Consider the following 17,297-nt stretch of genomic DNA (forward strand, 5'->3'; position numbering starts at 1 on the left):
CCATGTCGATTTCTCGAACCTGAGAAGGAGACGTAGGTTGTCCCAAGAAAGCACCGTCGGGGCAACTTCCCACCCCATCCCTGCACCTGAAGGAACCCTGATGAAACCTGTCGTTTCGTCGGCTGTGAGCCTGACCGTCGCCGCACTGGCGCTGTCGATGCCCGGCCTGGCGCACGCCGCCCCGACGCCCACGCCGTCTCCGGCTGCCTCGCCGTCGGTGACGGTGACCGCCACCCCGACGCGTACGCCCTCGGCCACGCCGACGCCGAGCGCGCCGGCCGCCCAGCCGCCGGCGACCCCCACCGCGGCCCCGACCTCCACCGCGGCCCCGTCGCCCACCGCGACCTCGCCGGCGACCACCGCGATCGCCGCCAAGCGGGCCCAGACGGCGTGGCTCGGCGATCCGGTCGGCCCCGAGGCCGCCATCGCCAACGGCCGCATGCAGCAGTACGCCAACGGCGTCATCTACTGGTCGCAGACCACCGGCGCCCACTGGTCGCGCGGGCCCATCCTCGAGCGCTACAAGGGCATGCAGGCTGCGGACGGCTGGCTCGGGTTCCCGACGACCGACGAGTTCGTCGGCTCGACCGGTGCTGTGGTCCAGAAGTTCTCCAACGGCCTGATGATCTTCACCCCCGAGGGTGGCGCCCAGCCCGTGGGCGGCGCGATCCTGCTCAGGTACGCCGACCTCAACTGGGAGAACGGCCCCGTCGGCGCCCCCCACACCGGTGAGCTGCCGCTGCCGTCCGGCGTGATCATCCAGATGTTCAAGGGTGGCCAGGCGTTCTACACCGCCAAGACGGGCGCCCACTTCACCTACGGCCTGATCCACCAGGCGTACGTCAACACCGGTCTCGAGAACGGCCCGCTCGGCCTGCCCGTCACCGACGAGTTCGCCGGCGCCCGCGGGTCCCGCGTCCAGAACTTCGAGCACGGCCAGATCATCTGGTCGCCCGAGACCGGCGCCCACGCCATCTACGGCGAGATCCAGCGCGTGTACGCGAGCCTCGGCTGGGAGGGGGGCGTCCTCGGCCGCCCGATCACGCCCGAGTTCGACGGCTCCCGCGGCACGCGCGTCCAGAACTTCGAGGGTGGCCAGATCATCTGGTCGCCCCAGAACGGCGCCCACGCCGTCTATGGCGCGATCCAGCAGGAGTACGCGAACCTGCGCTGGGAGGGCGGCGTCCTCGGCCGCCCGATCACCGATGAGTTCCAGGGTGCGCGTGGTTCCCGCGTCCAGAACTTCGAGCACGGCCAGATCATCTGGTCGCCCGAGACCGGCGCCCACGCCGTGTTCGGCGCGATCCAGCAGACGTACGCCAACATGCGCTGGGAGGGCGGCGTCCTCGGCCGTCCCATCACCAACGAGTTCCCCGGCGCCCGTGGTTCGATCGTGCAGAACTTCGAGTTCGGTCAGATCATCTGGTCGCCGCAGACCGGCGCCCAGCCCGTCTTCGGCGCGATCGCCGGCACGTTCGCCCGCCTCGGCTGGGAGGGCGGCACCCTCGGCCGCCCGCTGTCTGGTGAGTACATCGCCGGCTCCGGTGCGGTCCTTCAGAACTTCGAGTTCGGCATGGTCTACTGGACGCCCGGCACCGGCGCCAATGCCATCTACGGCGAGATCCTGATGCAGTACGCCGACCAGGGCTACGACAACGGTCCGCTGGGTGTGCCGATCAACCTCGAGTACAACGGCGCGCCCGGCGCCCGTGTGCAGAACTTCACCGGCGGCATCATCGTGTGGACGCCCCGCACGGGTTCGTGGTCGGTCCGCGGCAAGATGCTCGAGGGCTTCGGAAACTACGGCTATGAGGGTGGCCACCTCGGTGCTCCGCGCTCCAACGAGTACACCGTCCCCGGCGGCTGGGCCCAGGACTTCGAGAAGGGTCGCCTGCAGTTCATCAACGGCCGGTTCTCTGTGGTCTGGCCCGGCCCGAACGTCGACCCCCGCTGCCGCTACGGCCGCGTGATGTGCGTGTCCAAGGCTGACCGCAAGCTGCGCTGGATGATCGACGGTGTCGTCATCCGTGAGATGGACGCCCGCTTCGGCGCGGCCGGCACGCCGACGCGTGAGGGTGAGTTCAAGGTCTTCTCGAAGGTCCGTAACGAGGTGTCCTGGATGTACGGCAACACGCCTATGCCGTTCGCCATGTACTTCTCGGGCGGCGAGGCCGTGCACTACTCCTACGACTTCGCCAAGTACGGCTACTCGAAGTCTGCTTTCGCCTCGCACGGCTGCGTGAACATCCGTGACTGGGACGGCATCCAGTGGCTGTATGACACGCAGGTCCGTCTCGGCGACCGTGTCGTCGTGTACTGGTGATCGTCCCCTCGACCGGTCCGTGGGACTGATCGATCGACTGCACTGACGAAGCGCCCCGGCCATGAGGCCGGGGCGCTTCGCCGTATCCGGGTCCGCTGCACTCCTCCGTTTCCGTGAGTGAGGCGAGAGCCGGCTCCGAATCTCGCTCGGAAGACGGGAACCGGCGCTCGGACGGCTTCCGCTCGGACACGAACTGACGACGGCCCCGCTCCGAGAACAGGAAAAGCGGCCAAGACCGCCTCCCCTGCTCCTCGTCTCTGGCCGCAAGCGGCCTCCGCTCGGAGAGCAGGACAGTTGTCCTCCGCTCGGAGAGCGGACACGCAGCAACGGGACAAGGGCTGCGGGCCAGCAGGAACAGCGAGGGGCACGATCCGTTTGGATCGTGCCCCTCGTGTGTCTGCGGTCGGGTCCGGGTGGTCCCGACGTCAGAGGTGGGTCAGGACTGGGACTTCGGTGCGCGGGGCGGGACCGGCTTGGTCTCGTCGGTCGCGGCCGGCGCCTTGGAACCGGGGGCCTTGGCGGCACGCTTGGCCGGCGTGCGCTTCGCGGCCTTGTTCGCCGGAGCCTTGTTCGCCGGAGCCTTCTTCGCGGCGGGAGCTGCAGCGGCCTTCTCGTCGGGCGTGGGGACCGGGCCGTTGTCGGCGGCGGACTCCTTCGCCTCGGCGGCCGGCGTGGCGGGGTTCTTCGTCGTGACCTTCGCGGCGCGGCGCGGGGCGGTCTTCTTCGGCGCGGCCGGGGCGACGGGCTCGGTGACCTCGGAGGCGTCACCCGAGCCGAGGACCGTGTCGACGCCGTCGACTGCATCGGCGAGGTCGTCGTGGAGGGCGCTGTCGGCGTCGTCCGACTCGACGATGTCGGCGACCTGCTCGGCGCGGTCCACGATGTCGTCCTGGGCGTCGTCGACCGACTGGCCGGCGCGGCGGACCGTGCGGCGGGTCGTCGCGGCAGCGGTCTGACGGACCTCCGAGATGCGCTGCTCACCGCGGCTGGCCATCTCTTCGAAGCCCAGGTTGAGCTCCTTCAGGAGAGCCTCGAGCTGTTCCTGCACCTGGGCGGGCAGATCCTTCGCCAGGCCCGGGGCCTCGCTGACGAGTGACTGGGCGCGCTTCGGCAGCTCACGGGCCAGCTCGGAGGCCTGGACGATCTGCTCGGCACGCTTCTCACGCTTCGCACGGGCCGCGGTCTGCTTCTGCTCCGCGTACTCCTTCAGCTGCTCGGCCAGAACGTCGGTCACACCGGCAGCGACATACAGCGCCTTGATGCTCGTCTCCAGGAGAGGCTGTCCCCCGGCGGCTTCCTTCTTCTTGTCAGTCATTGAGGTCTCCTGATTCGGAATGCACAACCTGTTCGGGCACGTACCCCTCATGCTAGTGCCGGGCACCCGCCCCCGGATCGGGGGTGGCACCCGGCACTCGTACGCCGCAGGTGCGGGCTATTCGAGCTGCGTGCCCGTCATCGGGAGTTGGGCACGCTCGCGGTGATGATCGACCCGTCGTCGCACCGTCCCCCGACCATCGGCGACTGGCCCACTTCGCCGTCGATGTGACGGCCGTGACCGTCGATCTCGACCCGTGTCGGGGACTCGGTGCCGACGTCGACCTGCCGACCGCGCACCTCGACCGACAGCCCCGGCCCCTTCTCGACGAACAGCTCGACGTGGTCCTCGGCCACAGTGACGCGCAGGCGCGAGTCGCGGACGCGTACCCGGAAGGTCAGCGCGTCCCAGCTGCGCGGCAGGCGCGGGTCGAAGCAGAGCCGCCCCGCGTTGTCGCGCATGCCACCGAAGCCGTAGACCAGCGCCGACCACACACCACCGGTCGACGCCACGTGTACGCCGTCGGAGGTGTTGGCGTGCCGGTCGTCGAGATCGACGAACAGACCGGCGTAGAAGTAGCGCAACGCCATGTCGTGGTAGCCGACCTCCGCCGCCACGATCGACTGCACGACCGCCGACAACGTCGAGTCGCCGGTGGTGATCGGGTCGTAGTACTCGAAGTTGGCGCGCTTCTCCTCCGCGGTGAACGAGTCGCCCTGCAGGAACATCGCCAGCACGACGTCGGCCTGCTTGAGCACCTGGAAGCGGTACAGCACCAGCGGGTGGTAGTGGAGCATGAGCGGCCGCTTGTCCTGCGGCGTGTGCTCGAGGTCCCACACCTCGCGCTCGAGGAAGTGGAGGTCCTGCGGGTGGACGCCGAGCCGCTCGTCGAACGGGATGGCCATGGCCTCGGCGCAGCGCTGCCACTCCTCCGCCTCGTCGTCGCGCAGGTCGAGGCGGCGGCTGAGACGCGCGTACGCCTCCGGCCGCTTGACCTGCAGCTCACGCACGGTCTCGGCGGCCTTCGCCAGGTTGAACCGCGCCATGACGTTGGTGAACAGGTTGTCGTTGACGACGGTCGTGTATTCGTCGGGGCCGGTCACCGAGTGGATGTGGAACCGGTCGTCCCCGTTGGCCCGCCAGAACCCGAGATCGGCCCACAGGCGGGCGGTCTCGACGAGGATCTCGATGCCTTCGTGCAGCAGGAAGTCGATGTCGCCGGTGGCATCGACATATTTGGCCAGTGCGTACGCGATGTCGGCGTCGATGTGATACTGGGCGGTGCCGGCCGCGTAGTAGGCCGAGGCCTCCTCGCCGTTGATCGTGCGCCAGGGGAACAGCGCGCCGAGCTGGGCCATCTCCTGCGCGCGCTTCCGCGCCGCGTCGAGCATCGTGTAGCGGAACCGCAGCGCGCACCGCGCCGCCTGCGGATTGGTGTAGGTCAGGAACGGCAGGACATAGACCTCGGTGTCCCAGAAGTAGTGGCCCGAGTAGCCGGAGCCGGACACGCCCTTCGCGGCGATGCCGTACGCCTCGGCGCGGGCCGATGCCTGCGCGACCTGGAACAGGTTCCAGCGGATGGCCTGCTGGACGTGTGGTTGGCCGGGGACCTCGACGTCGGAGCACTCCCAGAACTTGTCCAGCCAGTCGCGCTGGGAGTCGTGGACCGACTCCACGCCCTGCTCGGCGGCGCGGTCGAGCGTACGCCGGCACCGGTCGGCCAGCTCGCGCACGGGCACCGAGCGCGACGTGTGGTAGGCGGCCGTCTTCTCGATGTGGATGGGGACGCCCTGCTCGGCGTTGACGCGATAGACGACCTTGCCGGAGTCGGCCTGCGCCGACACCGCCTCGGTGTAACGGTTGTCGGTGGTGATCTCGTGGTCGACGCCGACGGCGATCGTCATGCCCGACTCCACGGTGCGGTAGCCGAGCAGGATGCGGCCGTCGCCGCACCACTGCGAGACAGGCTCGAGGACGCGGCGCCCGACCTGCTCCTGCTTGCGCGGGTCGACGGGGCCGGCGGTGGCCGTGCCGGCGTAGTCGTCCTGGCCGTCCTGGCGGTTGATCAGCTGGGACGACACCACGATCGGCGCGCTGCCGTCGAGCATCGTGATGTCGACGGTCATGACGGCGAGGTGGCGCTGGGCGAACGACACGAGGCGTGTCGACGTGATCTGGACACGCTTGCCGGCCGACGTGCGCCACACGAGGCGGCGGCGCAGCACTCCGGAGCGCAGATCGAGCGAGCGCTCGTAGTCGTCGAAGTCGGCGACGGACAGCAGCAGCGGCTCGTCGTCGACGTAGATCTTCATGACCTTCGCGTCGGGCGCGTTGACGATGGTCTGGCCGATGCGGGCGAAGCCGTACGCCTCCTCGGCGTGGCGGATCGGCCAGGTCTCGTGGAATCCGTTGACGAACGTGCCGTGGGTGTGGGCGTCACGCCCCTCCTCGGGGTTGCCGCGCATGCCGAGGTAGCCGTTGCCGACGGCGAACAGCGTCTCGGTGGTGCCGAGGTCGGAAGCGTCGTACTCGGTCTCGACCAGGCGCCACTCGTCGATCGGGAACCGGGTGCGGTCGAGCGGGTCGGTGGGCGGAGGGGGCGCGTCGCGCGGGCCGGGCTCGGCCTCGGTGATCGTCCACGGATCACCGTTGACGCGCCCGTCCTGCGGTGCGTTGTTGTCGACGCCGTGGGCGCCGGGACCTTCGCTGGCCTCGGGCGGTTCGACGTTGGGCACGGTCATCTCGGGGATCTTTCTCGCGCGGTTCTCGGGGGGATGTGTCAGCGGGGGTCGAGCTCGTCGAGCTGCTGGACGACGACGGTGGCGCCGGCCTCGCGGAGGCGTTCGGCGCCCGTGCCGCGGTCGACGCCGACGACGGCGGCGAATCCTCCGGCGGCGCCGGCGCGTACGCCAGACAGCGCGTCCTCGAACACGACGCTGCGGTCGTGGGCGACCCCGAGCTGGTCGGCGGCGTGCTGGAAGGTGTCGGGCTTCGGCTTGCCGGGCAACCCGAGCTCGGCCGCCTCCTTGCCGGAGACGACGACCTCGATCCGGTCGGCGATGCCTGCCATCTCGAGGACGGCGGCGGCGTTCTTGGACGACGAGACGACGGCCGTACGCAGGCCGGCGTCGCGGACGCGGTCGAGGAACGTCATGGACGTGGCGTACGGCTCGATGCCATCGCGCTTGAGCACGGCGTTGAACGCGCGGTCCTTGCGGTTGCCCAGTCCGCAGACGGTCTGGGCGTCGTCGGGGTCGGACGGGTCGCCGTACGGCAGCTCGATGCCGCGGGACGCGAGGAAGTCGGCGACGCCCTCGTAGCGGGGCTTGCCGTCGACGTGGTCGAAGTAGTCGCGATCGGTGTAGCGGTCGGTGACCCCGCGGGCGGTGAGGAAGTCGTTGAACATCTCGGCCCACGCGCGCATGTGGACCTCGGCGGTCGGCGTCAGCACGCCGTCCAGGTCGAAGAGGCAGGCGTCGATCTGATCCCACGTCAGGTTCATGGGGCAACCGTACCGAAGGAGTCCCCGTCCGCCGGTCAGGCTGGGGGGCTCCTCATCTCGGCAGCGAGCGCCTCGCTCGGAGTGCGCGTGGTGGAGCGCGGGCCTCGAGGAGGTCAGCGGTATTTCAGGCGGGGCGGCGGCCACTCTTTGTCGCGGTTGGCGTGGGCGACGGCGTCCGCGGAGCCGTGCGCGCCGTGGGAGCGGAGTCCCTCGACGACGCCCGCGACGTCCTCGGGGGACTTGTTCTGGCTCTGCTTGGCCTTGGCCTCGATGCGGGTGACGGCCATCTCGACCCCGACGACCGCCTTCGCCATGCCGTCGATGTAGTCGGCGGGCGCGTCGTCGATGGTCCAGCGGTCGGGCAGGTGCTCCTCGAAGTGGTCGCTGAGATCACGCAGGTGGCGCAGGATCCAGTCGTGGTCCTCGACGACGCGGACCGGGCCGTGCAGGTGGATGACCGTGTAGTTCCAGGTGGGCACGGTCTTCGGGTTGGTCGCCTTGGACGGGTACCAGGTCGGGGAGATGTACGCGTCGTCGACGTGGGCGATGACGAGCGACTCCCCCGCTGACGCCTCGGCGGCCCGCAGGGCGTCGACGTGCGGGTTGAGGCGGGCGAGGTGGCCGCGGAGCGTGCCGTGGGAGCCGGCGGTCTCGTCGAGGACCAGCGGCAGGAACGTCGCGGCGATCCCGCCCTCGTGCGGGGTGAGCAGGTCGGCGGCACCGAGGTCGGCGAGCGCGGCGTACGCCTCGTCGAGGGGCAGGGCGAACCGGTCGGGGATCCACATGTCAGAACCCCAGCACGCCGTCGCGTACGCGGATCTCGCCGACGGGCTCGCCGTGACCCAGCACGGGCACGGTCGACAGGCGGACGAGGTCCCCGTGGTCGAAGCCGAGGCCGCGCAGGACCCGGGCGAGGATCGCGCCGCGGCCGCGGGCGTCGCCGTCGACGACCTTCAGCGCGATCCCGCGGCCGTCGGGCAGCCCGGCGGCGAAGCAGGCCTCGGCGCCCATCTTGCAGACGAGGCCGTCGACGGCGCGGTGGAAGTCGACCTCGTCGCGGCGGGTGCCGGACGCGTACTCGGGGTGGGCGCGGTAGGCGTCGGCGATCTTCTTCTCGGGACCTTCGGTGGCCCCCGCGACGCGGCCGAACGACCGGGCGAGGCCGGCCAGCGAGATCGCGAACAGCGGGGCGCCGCAGCCGTCTGTCGTCGTCCAGCCGGCCGGCTCGCCGGCGAGGTCGGCGATGGCGTCACGGATCGTGACCTGCAGCGGGTGGTCGGGGTCGCGGTAGTCGTCGGTCGACCACCCGTTGAGGACGCAGGTGCGCAGCATCGCCGCATGCTTGCCGGAGCAGTTCATGGTGATGGGCTCCTTGCCGTGCCCGGCTCGGATCCACTCGACCTTGGCGTCGTCGTCGATCGGCCAGTCGGGAGGCGTCTGGAGCGCGTCAAGCGTCAGTCCGGTGCGCGACAGGATGTCGACGACTCCCTGGCGGTGGATCTCCTCGCCTGAGTGGGAGGCGGCGGCAAGCGCGAGCAGCGGTCCCTCGAGGTCGAGCCCGGCACGGATCATGCCGACGGCCTGCATCGGCTTGGCGCATGAGCGCGGATACATGGGGGCCTCGACCGAGCCCACGGCGTGCTCGACGGTGCCGTCGGGTGCGGTGACGACCACGCGTGCACGGTGGACGGATTCGACGAGGTCCTGGCGTACGACGTCGAGGACGATGGGGTCTGCTGCGAACGGGTCGGTGGTCACGCGCGAAACCCTACTGCCCCCGCCGGCACCGGTCGGGGCGGATCAGATCCAGCCGCGCTCGCGGGCTCGGCGCGCGGCCTCGTGGCGGTTGGCGGCGCCGAGCTTCGTGGTCGCGACCGACAGGTAGTTGCGGACGGTGCCGGGCGACAGGTTGGCGCGACGCGCGATGTCCTCGACGGGGTCACCCTCGGCGGCGAGCGCGAGCACGTCGGCCTCGCGCGGCGACAGCGGCGAGTCGCCGGCGCCGATGGCCTCGGCGGCGAGCTCTGGGTCGACGTAGCGCCCTCCGGCGGCGACGTCGCGTACGACCTTCGCCAGCACCGGCGCCGAGACCGTCTTCGGAAGAAAACCGCGTACGCCGGCGGCGAGCGCGGTCTTCAGGTAGCCGGGCCGGCCGTGGGAGGTGACGATGATGCAGCGACAGTCCTGCAGCTCGGTGCCGAGCTGGCGCGCCGTCTCGATGCCGTCGGGTGCGGGCATCTGGAGGTCGAGGACGGCGACGTCGGGCTTCTCCTTGCGGGCCATGGCCAGCGCCTCGGCGCCGGACGCGGCGCGGGCGACGACCTCGATGTCGTCCTCGAGCGACAGCAGCCCGGCGATGGCGTCGCGGATGAGGTTCTCGTCGTCGGCGAGCAGCACGCGGATCATGGTCGGGCCTTGCGGTCGATGGGGTTCGGGGGATCACCGGGGTTCGCGGGATCTCGGGGTTTCGTGCGGGTGGGGACGGTGGCGACGAGCGTGAACCAGCCGCCGTCGTGGGTGACGTCGAGGGTGCCGCCGAGCGGTGCGAGCCGGTCGCGCATCGATGCGATGCCGGTCTGCGAGCCGGAGGTTCCGGTGAGCGTGGCGCCGTCGTTGGCAAGCATGAGCGTGGTGGCCTCGTCGTCGACGGCCACCGACACCGATGCCTGGGTGGCCGAACTGTGGCGCAGCACGTTCGTGACCCCCTCGCGCACGATCCAGGCGAGCACCTGTGCGGCATCGGCCGGGACGGCGGCCTCCTCGCCGACGACGGTGGTGGCGATGCCGGCCGAGGTGAGCAGCGAACGGGCTCCGTCGAGCTCCTGGCCGAGCCCGGAGACGATGTCTCCCCGTACGACGTGGCGTACCTCCTTGCCCGCGCTGGCGGCGATCGCACGGATCTCGGTGAGCTCGCGGGCGGCGTCGTCGTTGCGCTCGCGGCGCACCAGCTCTGAGGCGAGCTCGGACTTGACGGCGATCGTGGCGAGCGTACGCCCGAACACATCGTGGAGGTCACGGGAGATGCGCAGCCGCTCGTCGGCGACGGCGAGGCGGGCCTGGTCCTCCTGGGCGTCCTGGAGGCGGTGGAGGACTCCGAGCATCCACACGAACGAGTACGCCGACAGCAGCATGGCACTGACCATGGCGGCGCCAGCGACGAAGTAGCGCAAGCGGTAGGCGGGGTCCATGCCCATCGGCAGCGCGCACCCACCCACGACCGCCACCATCGCGGCGGCGGCGGTGGTGGCGCCGCGCCAGTCCATCAGCGGCAGCACCATGCACAACGAGATCATCGTCACCGCGGGGATGACGATCGGCCACGGCGAGCGGGGCGACAGCCACGGCATGAACCCGGCGATGGTGATGAGCCCGGTGGCCAGCCACGAGCCGAGCAGCGCCTTGGGCCATGGCCCCGGCGTACGCATCCGTCCGAAGGCCCACCGGCACACGAGGATGTCGAGGACGACGTGGGCCAGGCCGGACGCAGCGCCGCTCCAGCTGAACACCGACAGGTTGTAGGCGCCGTCGATGACGATCATCAGCAGGTAGGCCGCCTCGAGCAGGACGAACGAGTACAACGTCCAGCGGACGTAGGTCTCGAAACGTCGCGCCGAGCGGGCCGTGGTCGCGGCCCGCCCGGCGGCGGCGGTCTCGTTCGTGGCGGTCACGCCGACATCCTGCCAGCCCGGCGACGCTTGAGCGCCCACGTGACGAGGCAGACGATCGCGAGCACCGCCATGGGGACGAGCATGAAGGGGCCGCCCGCACCGGCGGACCGGTCGAAGGCCTTCTCGAGGTCCATTCCCATCAGCACGCCCGCCCACAGGGAGAGGACGTTGTTGACGGCGTGGACGAGGACGGCGAGCTCGAGGCCGCGGGTGAGGCGGCTGACGACGTTCATGGCGAGGCCGAAGACGCAGTAGTAGACGAACAGCCACGGGTCGGTGGCCCCGTGGGCGAGGCCGAAGACGAGCGACGAGACGGCAGTACCGACGGCGAGCGCGGTGCGGGGGTCGGCGGCCCATGTGGCGGCCGAGGCGGTGATGGCGCCACGGAACATGTACTCCTCACCGGCGGCCTGGAACGGTGTGGTGAACAGGCAGACGATGCCGAACGCGAGCAGGGTCGGCGTGAGGGCACCGCCTGCGGGCCCCGCCATCTCGGGGAACGCGAGGAAGCCTGCGATGTTCGAGACGAGGTAGAGCGGGAGGACCCAGGCGAGGGCCCGCCACATCCGGCCCCAGCGGAAGCCGCCCTCGACGGAGCTCATCGCACCCTTGGGCACCTTGTGGATCCAGCGCATGACGGCGGGGGCGACCGGGATCATCACCGCCCACGACAGGTTGAGCGCCGCAATCGTGGCGGGGTTGATCATCGTGGTGAACCCGAGCATGGTGCCGATGAACGATGCGGGGACCATCAGGACGAGGTTGGCGACGAGGTTGACGGCGGCGAGCGCCAGGATCGACAAGACGCCCTTCCACCAGCGGCTGCCGTGGGCCTGCAGGCCGTACTCGGCGGGCAACTGACGCTCGACGGGCACGACCGGACCGATGGGGTCGGTCTGCCCGCCGGGCCGGGGCGCGTACGACTGCTGCGGGGCGTCGGAATATTGCGTGGGCTGCGGGATGTGCGTGGTCATGCATCCATCCTCGAGTCGGATCCGCCGCCCCACCGGTGCGTGGGGTCATCGCTTCGTGTGAGCCGTTCACCCCTCCCGCATGACATACGTAACGGCCCCCAACCCCGGCCCAATTCGTGCACAAGGATTCACGAATCGGGTCTGGGTAAGGGTCAGTGCGTGAAACGCCCCCGCAGGGCGAGCGAGACGTAGACCAGCCCCACCAGCACCGGGACCTCGATGAGCGGGCCGACGACCCCCGCCAGCGCCTGGCCGGACGTCACGCCGAACGTGGCTATGGCGACCGCGATGGCGAGCTCGAAGTTGTTGCCCGCAGCGGTGAACGCGAGCGTGGTGGTGCGCGCGTACGACATGTCGAGCAACCGCCCGACGAGGTAGCCACCGCCCCACATCAGGGCGAAGTACGCCAGCAGGGGCAGCGCGATCCGGGCGACGTCGAGCGGACGGGACGTGATCTGGTGGCCCTGGAGGGCGAACAGCAGCACGATCGTGAACAGCAGGCCGTACAGGGCCCAGGGCCCGATCTTCGGCAGGAAGGCGTTCTCGTACGCCACCCTCCCCCACCGGCGTTCACCGATCCGCCGCGACAGGTATCCGGCGACGAGCGGGACGCCGAGGAACACCAGGACGCTCTTCGCGATGTCCCAGGGCGAGACGTCGAGGCCTCCGGTGGTCAGGCCGAGCCAGCCGGGCAGGACGGACAGGTAGAACCAGCCCAGCACCGCGAACATGAGGATCTGGAAGATCGAGTTGAGCGCGACCAGGACGGCGGCCGCCTCGCGGTCACCGCAGGCGAGGTCGTTCCAGATGATGACCATCGCGATGCAGCGGGCCAGGCCGACGATGATGAGGCCGGTGCGGTACTCGGGCAGGTCGGGCAGCATCAGCCAGGCCAGCGCGAACATCAGCGCCGGGCCGAGCACCCAGTTGAGCACGAGGCTCGCCAACATGAGGCGACGGTCGCCGGTCACCGTGCCGAGCCGGTCGTAGCGCACCTTGGCGAGCACCGGATACATCATCACGAGCAGGCCGACGGCGATCGGGAGGGACACCCCGCTCACCTCGACGGCCGAGAGCGCCGAGCCGAGCCCGGGCACGGCCCGGCCGAGCAGCAGCCCGGTGACCATCGCCGCGATGATCCAGACGGGCAGGAAGCGGTCGAGCGTCGACAGCCGCGCCGAGACGGGGGTGTCGGGGTCCGGGGGTGCGTCCGAGGAACGGGACTCATCGATGGTCATCGATGTGATTCTCCCCCCATGTATTGACGTCGGTCAATACGGGAGCCCACACTGTCTGCCATGACCACCACTGACGTGCCCATCGGGCGCGCTCCCGCGGGCGGGCTGATGCCGCTCGAGCGCGCCGAGTGCCTGTCGGCGGTCTTCAAGGTGCTGTCCGACCCGACGCGCGTACGGCTCCTCGCGCTGATCTCGGGCGCCCCGGGTGGCACTGCCTGCGCGTGCGACCTCACCGAAGAGCTCGGCATCAGCCAGCCCACGCTGTCGCACCACCTCAAGCGCCTCACCGAGGCGGGGCTGATCACCCGCGAGCAGCGCGGGCGCTGGGCCCACTACACGGCGGTGCCGGGGACCCTGAACACGGCACGCGGCTTCCTGGGCGACGAGACTGCCGGGTCGGAGCGCTGCTGCTGACGCGCCCCGTCTCCTCCCGCGGCCCCGGAGGCCGTGGGTCCCCCGACGGATCTCCGGGGTTGCGGGAGGGCTCGAGGTGCGTCAGCCCAGCCTGGCCCGGAAGTGCATGCCCACGTCGGGGTCGACCACGACCTCCTGGGCCGCAGCGACGCCATCGGTGACCAGCTCGGCGTCGACGGGCACGTTGCGTTTGAGCAGCGCGAGGGCGATGGGGCCGAGCTCGTGGTGGCGCGCCGACGTGCCGACGACGCCGATCTCCTTCTCGCCGTGGACCACGGGTGACCCCACCGGCGGCAGGTGATCGACCGAGCCGTCGAGGTGGAGCATCGTGAGTCGACGCGGCGGCTTGCCGAGGGTGTGGACGCGCGCGACGGTCTCCTGGCCGCGGTAGCAGCCCTTGTCGAGGTGCACGGCCGCGCCGGGCACCCCCAGCTCGTTGGGGATCGTGCGGTGGTCGGTGTCGAGGAACACGCGCGGCACTCCGGCGGCGATGCGCAGGGCCTCGTACGCCCACAGGCCGGCCTGACGCAGCCCACCGACGAAGTCGTCGAGGTGGTCGCGCGGGACGAACGACTCGTGGCCGCCGAGCGAGTCGGCGCCGGATCGGGTGATGCGCGGGCCCTCGGGCGCAGCGCCGGGTTGCCAGACGACGGCGAGCAGCGGCGTACGCAGCGCCACCTCGACACGCCGCATGAACACCATGCGCTGCAGCCAGTCGGCGAGGTCCTGACCGTGGCCGGGCTCGGTGTGGGCCCAGGTCACCTCGCCGTCGTCGACGAGGTGCAGGACATGCTCGATGTGGCCCTGCGGCGACAGGACGTACGCGGTCGTCCCCTCACCGGGCTGCAGGCCCTCAAGATGCTGGGTGGTCAGCGAGTGGAGCCAGGTGAGCCGGTCGGGGCCGCTGATCGACAGCACGTCGCGGTGACCCAGATCGACATACCCCTCGCCAGACTCCAGCAGGCGCTGCTCGGCCGCCAGACTGCCCAGGTGGGCGACGGCGCCGGCGTCGGGACCTTCCTCGAGGCGTACGGCAGTCATTCAGCGGCGCTCCAGCTCGCCGGTCAGCCACGGTCCCAGCGGGACCGACTGATCGGCCCGGTCGTACGCGAACATCAGCTTGCCCTGGACGTAGCCGTAGAGGCGGTGGCCGGCGGTGTGGGTGCCGGCCGAGACGACGGCGTCGGTCGTCATCTCGATGCGGGTGGCGAGCTCGCCGCCGGGCGCGGACTGGAGGCCGGTGACGGTGCCGTGCCACTTCTGGGCGACACCGGCGGGGTTGGTGACGACGCACATCACCTCGTTGCCCTCGCCGGGCACGAAGAACCCGGACTCCATGTGGACCGGTGCGCCGGGCCTGCCGTCGTCGTCGACGAAGGTCTGCAGCAGGTAGTGGAGGTAGGGCTCGCCGTTGTGGGAGAAGTCGACCTGCTCGAGCACCCGCTGGTCGGTCTCGCCGGGCCACTGGGTCTGGCCGAAGCCCTCCCAGTGGCCGACGAGCCAGCCGAGCCCCTGCAGGGACGGGTGGAGCCCCTCGGGGAAGGTGTAGTCGAGGTTGCTGTCAGCCATCGTCAGTCCTGGTTCCCGGCCAGCGGCCGTTCGTTGGTGGGATCGGTCTCGCGCCCGGCCTCAAGCGCCACGGGCGTGCGGCCGGCACGCACGACCTCGCGTACGCAGGCCGCGAGGGCGACGATGCCCGCGAGCGCGGCGGCCACGACGAGGACCAGGGTCCAGGTCTGCGGCGAGGTGAGCATGATCACGCGCCCACCTTAGTCGCCCCGCCACAGCGGGCGGCGCCGTGAACCGCTCGCGCCACGCTCAGGCGTCGACGTCCATCACGATCGTCACGGGCCCGTCGTTGACGAGCGCGACCTTCATGTCTGCCCCGAAGCGGCCGGTCTCGACATGGGCGCCGAGCTCCCGGAGTGCGGCGAGGAACGCGTCGACGAGCGGCTCGCTGACGGGCCCGGGTGCAGCCGCGCTCCAGGAGGGGCGGCGGCCCTTGCGCGTGTCGGCGTACAGGGTGAACTGGCTGACCACGAGCAGGGGCGCGTCGATGTCGGAGGCGGAGCGCTCGTCGGCGAGGATGCGCTGCTGCCACACCTTGGCGGCGAGCCGTGCGGCGACCTCGGGGGTGTCGGTGTGGGTCACGCCGACGAGCACGAGGAGTCCCGGCGACGGGAGGGAGCCGACGACTTCGCCGTCGACGGTGACGCTGGCTTCACTGGCACGTTGGACCACGACTCGCATGGCGCCACCCTAGGACGTGCCGGCCGCTCAGCCGCCCGCGAACGGCGGGAGCACCTCGATGGCGACGGGGCCGTCCAACGGCTCGTCGAGGGCGTCGCCGCGCACCGCGCGCCCGTCGACGAGGAATGTGGCCACCGCCAGCACGTTGTCGAGCCGGCCCTCGTGGGCTGTCCGCGCAGCGGCCAACGCCCCGCCGATGGTGTCGGCCGCGATAGTTTCGTCGTCGACACCGGCGGCCGCGGCGGCCCCGGCCCAGTAACGGATCGACACATCAGGCATGTGCCGATCCTAGCCTCGGTGGTTGTCGGGGTGGCCCGGGTCGAGTGGTGAGGGAGGGGTGGTGATGGCCGACGTCCTGCTGCTGACCCCCGCGCCCGCGCAGGCAGCGGCCGTGCTGCCAAGCCTGGCGCTGCTGGGACACACCGTGCGCGCCGCACAGACGCAGGCCTCGAGCCTCGTCGACGCCGAGCCCGACGTCGTCCTGCTGGACGCACGCACCGACCTGGTGGGGGCTCGCGACCTGCGCCGCACCATGACGGCGGCGGGGATCACCGTCCCGGTGGTCCTGGTCGTGACCGATGCGGGCCTGCCGGCGCTGTCGCGCGACTGGGCCCACGACTTCGTCCTCGCCCACGCGGGCCCGGCCGAGGTGGACGCCCGCATCCGCCTGGCGGCCGGCTCGTCGGAGGACGCGCCGGCGCCGCTGGCCAGCGGCGGCGTGGAGATCGACGAGGCGGCGTACGCGGCGAAGGTCGACGGTCGGGTGCTCGATCTGACCTACACCGAGTTCGAGCTGCTGCGCTACTTCGTGGCCCATCCGGGCCGCGTGTTCTCCCGCGAACAGCTCCTGTCCGACGTGTGGGGCTACGACTACTACGGCGGTACGCGTACGGTCGACGTCCACGTGCGTCGGCTGAGGGCCAAGCTCGGCGAGTCGGACGGCCTGATCTCGACCGTCAGGAACGTGGGCTACCGCTTCGGCTGACGCTCACTCCTCGGTGGGCGCGTCGTCGGCGGGCGGCTCGACGACGAGCTGGGGGTTCTGGCGGGCGTGGAGCCGGCGGAAGTGGGCGGGCAGCGTGCCCGGCGCACCGGCCACGCGGAAGTATTCGATGCCGCCGAGGACCTGGGCGGCGACGAGCGTCACGAGCGCGGCGAGCGCCCACCAGAACACCGCGGCAGTCGTGCCGGCGTCACGCATGACACCGAGGGCCCCGACGAGGCCTGCCGCGACCACCGCGAACGACCCGAGATGGGCATACCAGGACGGCATCGTGTAAGGCGCGAGGTTGACGTCACGACGCCCCTCCCACTCGGCCATGGCCTCGTTCCACACCCATGCCTGAAAGGCGCAGATCGCGACCATGAGCGCGGTGGCGGTGAACAGGAGCCAGGGCAACCAGCCGGTCGCCGGGTCGAACACGGGGAACGTCATGAGCGCCCCGAGCGCGGAGGCGGCCGAGACCACGGCAAGAGCGAGCCCGGCCCGCGTACGCAGCAGTCGCGGCCGCATGCGTTCGGCGACAGCGGGCTGTGCGGGAACCCCGAACGTGCCGACCTCGCTGACCGCGTAGTCCTCGCGCCCCATGTCCCTCCTCGCCGGATCGCCGCGC

Annotated in this window: 18 protein-coding genes; 3 read left to right on the forward strand and 15 right to left on the reverse strand. The window is 70.8% G+C overall.

Features of this window, described 5'->3' with window-relative positions:
• Positions 1-100 precede the first annotated feature (100 nt).
• Positions 101-2,323, forward strand: coding sequence for a L,D-transpeptidase family protein (locus ACYVGD_RS12830; RefSeq protein WP_460744132.1), 2,223 nt, complete (start codon positions 101-103; stop codon positions 2,321-2,323).
• Between the two features lie 436 nt (positions 2,324-2,759).
• Here the strand turns inward: ACYVGD_RS12830 and ACYVGD_RS12835 are convergent, their stop codons facing one another.
• The 9 genes from ACYVGD_RS12835 to arsB all read right to left on the reverse strand — a co-directional run bounded on the left by ACYVGD_RS12835 (position 2,760) and on the right by arsB (position 13,020).
• The gene (locus tag ACYVGD_RS12835; RefSeq protein ID WP_460744134.1) at positions 2,760-3,638 is read right to left on the reverse strand and encodes a hypothetical protein; all 879 of its coding nucleotides are present in this window, start codon (positions 3,636-3,638) and stop codon (positions 2,760-2,762) included.
• A gap of 137 nt (positions 3,639-3,775) precedes the next feature.
• The gene (locus tag ACYVGD_RS12840) at positions 3,776-6,379 is read right to left on the reverse strand and encodes a glycoside hydrolase family 65 protein (protein ID WP_460744136.1); all 2,604 of its coding nucleotides are present in this window, start codon (positions 6,377-6,379) and stop codon (positions 3,776-3,778) included.
• Positions 6,380-6,417: 38 nt separating this feature from the next.
• Entirely contained in the window at positions 6,418-7,140 is a 723-nt protein-coding gene (locus ACYVGD_RS12845; protein WP_460744138.1) for an HAD family hydrolase, read from the reverse strand.
• A 113-nt stretch (positions 7,141-7,253) separates the two neighbouring features.
• Complete coding sequence (locus ACYVGD_RS12850; RefSeq protein WP_460744140.1) at positions 7,254-7,925, reverse strand: FMN-binding negative transcriptional regulator; 672 nt, start codon at positions 7,923-7,925, stop codon at positions 7,254-7,256.
• Between the two features lies 1 nt (position 7,926).
• Positions 7,927-8,898, reverse strand: coding sequence for an asparaginase (locus tag ACYVGD_RS12855; RefSeq protein ID WP_460744142.1), 972 nt, complete (start codon positions 8,896-8,898; stop codon positions 7,927-7,929).
• Between the two features lie 42 nt (positions 8,899-8,940).
• Entirely contained in the window at positions 8,941-9,546 is a 606-nt protein-coding gene (locus ACYVGD_RS12860; RefSeq protein ID WP_460744144.1) for a response regulator transcription factor, read from the reverse strand.
• A complete protein-coding gene (locus ACYVGD_RS12865; protein WP_460744146.1) occupies positions 9,543-10,808 on the reverse strand; it encodes a sensor histidine kinase in 1,266 nt (421 codons plus the stop codon). The genes ACYVGD_RS12860 and ACYVGD_RS12865 overlap by 4 nt, the downstream gene beginning before the upstream one ends.
• A complete protein-coding gene (locus ACYVGD_RS12870) occupies positions 10,805-11,782 on the reverse strand; it encodes a lysostaphin resistance A-like protein (protein ID WP_460744148.1) in 978 nt (325 codons plus the stop codon). The genes ACYVGD_RS12865 and ACYVGD_RS12870 overlap by 4 nt, the downstream gene beginning before the upstream one ends.
• 152 nt (positions 11,783-11,934) lie before the next feature.
• A complete protein-coding gene (gene arsB, locus ACYVGD_RS12875; protein WP_460744150.1) occupies positions 11,935-13,020 on the reverse strand; it encodes an ACR3 family arsenite efflux transporter in 1,086 nt (361 codons plus the stop codon).
• 60 nt (positions 13,021-13,080) lie between these two features.
• Between arsB and ACYVGD_RS12880 the strand changes: the two genes are divergently transcribed.
• Positions 13,081-13,434: an ArsR/SmtB family transcription factor gene (locus tag ACYVGD_RS12880; RefSeq protein ID WP_460744152.1), complete on the forward strand. Its 354-nt coding sequence runs from the start codon at positions 13,081-13,083 to the stop codon at positions 13,432-13,434.
• Between the two features lie 81 nt (positions 13,435-13,515).
• Here the strand turns inward: ACYVGD_RS12880 and ygfZ are convergent, their stop codons facing one another.
• From ygfZ to ACYVGD_RS12905, 5 genes are read right to left on the reverse strand one after another with little or no spacing between them, the layout of a single operon-like run.
• Entirely contained in the window at positions 13,516-14,475 is a 960-nt protein-coding gene (gene ygfZ, locus ACYVGD_RS12885) for a CAF17-like 4Fe-4S cluster assembly/insertion protein YgfZ (protein ID WP_460744154.1), read from the reverse strand.
• On the reverse strand, positions 14,476-15,003 hold the full coding sequence (locus ACYVGD_RS12890; RefSeq protein ID WP_460744156.1) for a heme-binding beta-barrel domain-containing protein: 528 nt from the start codon (positions 15,001-15,003) through the stop codon (positions 14,476-14,478). It lies immediately after the preceding gene.
• Between the two features lie 2 nt (positions 15,004-15,005).
• Complete coding sequence (locus ACYVGD_RS12895) at positions 15,006-15,194, reverse strand: hypothetical protein (protein WP_460744158.1); 189 nt, start codon at positions 15,192-15,194, stop codon at positions 15,006-15,008.
• Between the two features lie 58 nt (positions 15,195-15,252).
• Positions 15,253-15,684, reverse strand: a complete 432-nt coding sequence (gene dtd, locus ACYVGD_RS12900) for a D-aminoacyl-tRNA deacylase (RefSeq protein ID WP_460744160.1) — start codon at positions 15,682-15,684, stop codon at positions 15,253-15,255.
• A gap of 27 nt (positions 15,685-15,711) precedes the next feature.
• Entirely contained in the window at positions 15,712-15,963 is a 252-nt protein-coding gene (locus tag ACYVGD_RS12905; RefSeq protein ID WP_460744162.1) for a ubiquitin family protein, read from the reverse strand.
• Positions 15,964-16,027: 64 nt separating this feature from the next.
• On the opposite strand from ACYVGD_RS12905, the gene ACYVGD_RS12910 reads away from it, so the two are divergent.
• A complete protein-coding gene (locus tag ACYVGD_RS12910) occupies positions 16,028-16,669 on the forward strand; it encodes a response regulator transcription factor (protein ID WP_460744164.1) in 642 nt (213 codons plus the stop codon).
• Between the two features lie 3 nt (positions 16,670-16,672).
• On the opposite strand, the gene ACYVGD_RS12915 is transcribed toward ACYVGD_RS12910, so the two are convergent.
• On the reverse strand, positions 16,673-17,272 hold the full coding sequence (locus ACYVGD_RS12915; RefSeq protein WP_460744166.1) for a hypothetical protein: 600 nt from the start codon (positions 17,270-17,272) through the stop codon (positions 16,673-16,675).
• Positions 17,273-17,297 lie beyond the last annotated feature (25 nt).

The organism is Mariniluteicoccus endophyticus, assembly GCF_054780035.1.

Coding starts and splice junctions, on each gene's coding strand:
- ACYVGD_RS12830 (WP_460744132.1), top strand. CDS start 101: ATGAAACCTGTCGTTTCGTCGGCTGTGAGCCTGACCGTCGCCGCACTG.
- ACYVGD_RS12835 (WP_460744134.1), bottom strand. CDS start 3,638: ATGACTGACAAGAAGAAGGAAGCCGCCGGGGGACAGCCTCTCCTGGAG.
- ACYVGD_RS12840 (WP_460744136.1), bottom strand. CDS start 6,379: ATGACCGTGCCCAACGTCGAACCGCCCGAGGCCAGCGAAGGTCCCGGC.
- ACYVGD_RS12845 (WP_460744138.1), bottom strand. CDS start 7,140: ATGAACCTGACGTGGGATCAGATCGACGCCTGCCTCTTCGACCTGGAC.
- ACYVGD_RS12850 (WP_460744140.1), bottom strand. CDS start 7,925: ATGTGGATCCCCGACCGGTTCGCCCTGCCCCTCGACGAGGCGTACGCC.
- ACYVGD_RS12860 (WP_460744144.1), bottom strand. CDS start 9,546: ATGATCCGCGTGCTGCTCGCCGACGACGAGAACCTCATCCGCGACGCC.
- ACYVGD_RS12870 (WP_460744148.1), bottom strand. CDS start 11,782: ATGACCACGCACATCCCGCAGCCCACGCAATATTCCGACGCCCCGCAG.
- arsB (WP_460744150.1), bottom strand. CDS start 13,020: ATGACCATCGATGAGTCCCGTTCCTCGGACGCACCCCCGGACCCCGAC.
- ACYVGD_RS12880 (WP_460744152.1), top strand. CDS start 13,081: ATGACCACCACTGACGTGCCCATCGGGCGCGCTCCCGCGGGCGGGCTG.
- ygfZ (WP_460744154.1), bottom strand. CDS start 14,475: ATGACTGCCGTACGCCTCGAGGAAGGTCCCGACGCCGGCGCCGTCGCC.
- ACYVGD_RS12890 (WP_460744156.1), bottom strand. CDS start 15,003: ATGGCTGACAGCAACCTCGACTACACCTTCCCCGAGGGGCTCCACCCG.
- dtd (WP_460744160.1), bottom strand. CDS start 15,684: ATGCGAGTCGTGGTCCAACGTGCCAGTGAAGCCAGCGTCACCGTCGAC.
- ACYVGD_RS12905 (WP_460744162.1), bottom strand. CDS start 15,963: ATGCCTGATGTGTCGATCCGTTACTGGGCCGGGGCCGCCGCGGCCGCC.
- ACYVGD_RS12910 (WP_460744164.1), top strand. CDS start 16,028: ATGGCCGACGTCCTGCTGCTGACCCCCGCGCCCGCGCAGGCAGCGGCC.
- ACYVGD_RS12915 (WP_460744166.1), bottom strand. CDS start 17,272: ATGGGGCGCGAGGACTACGCGGTCAGCGAGGTCGGCACGTTCGGGGTT.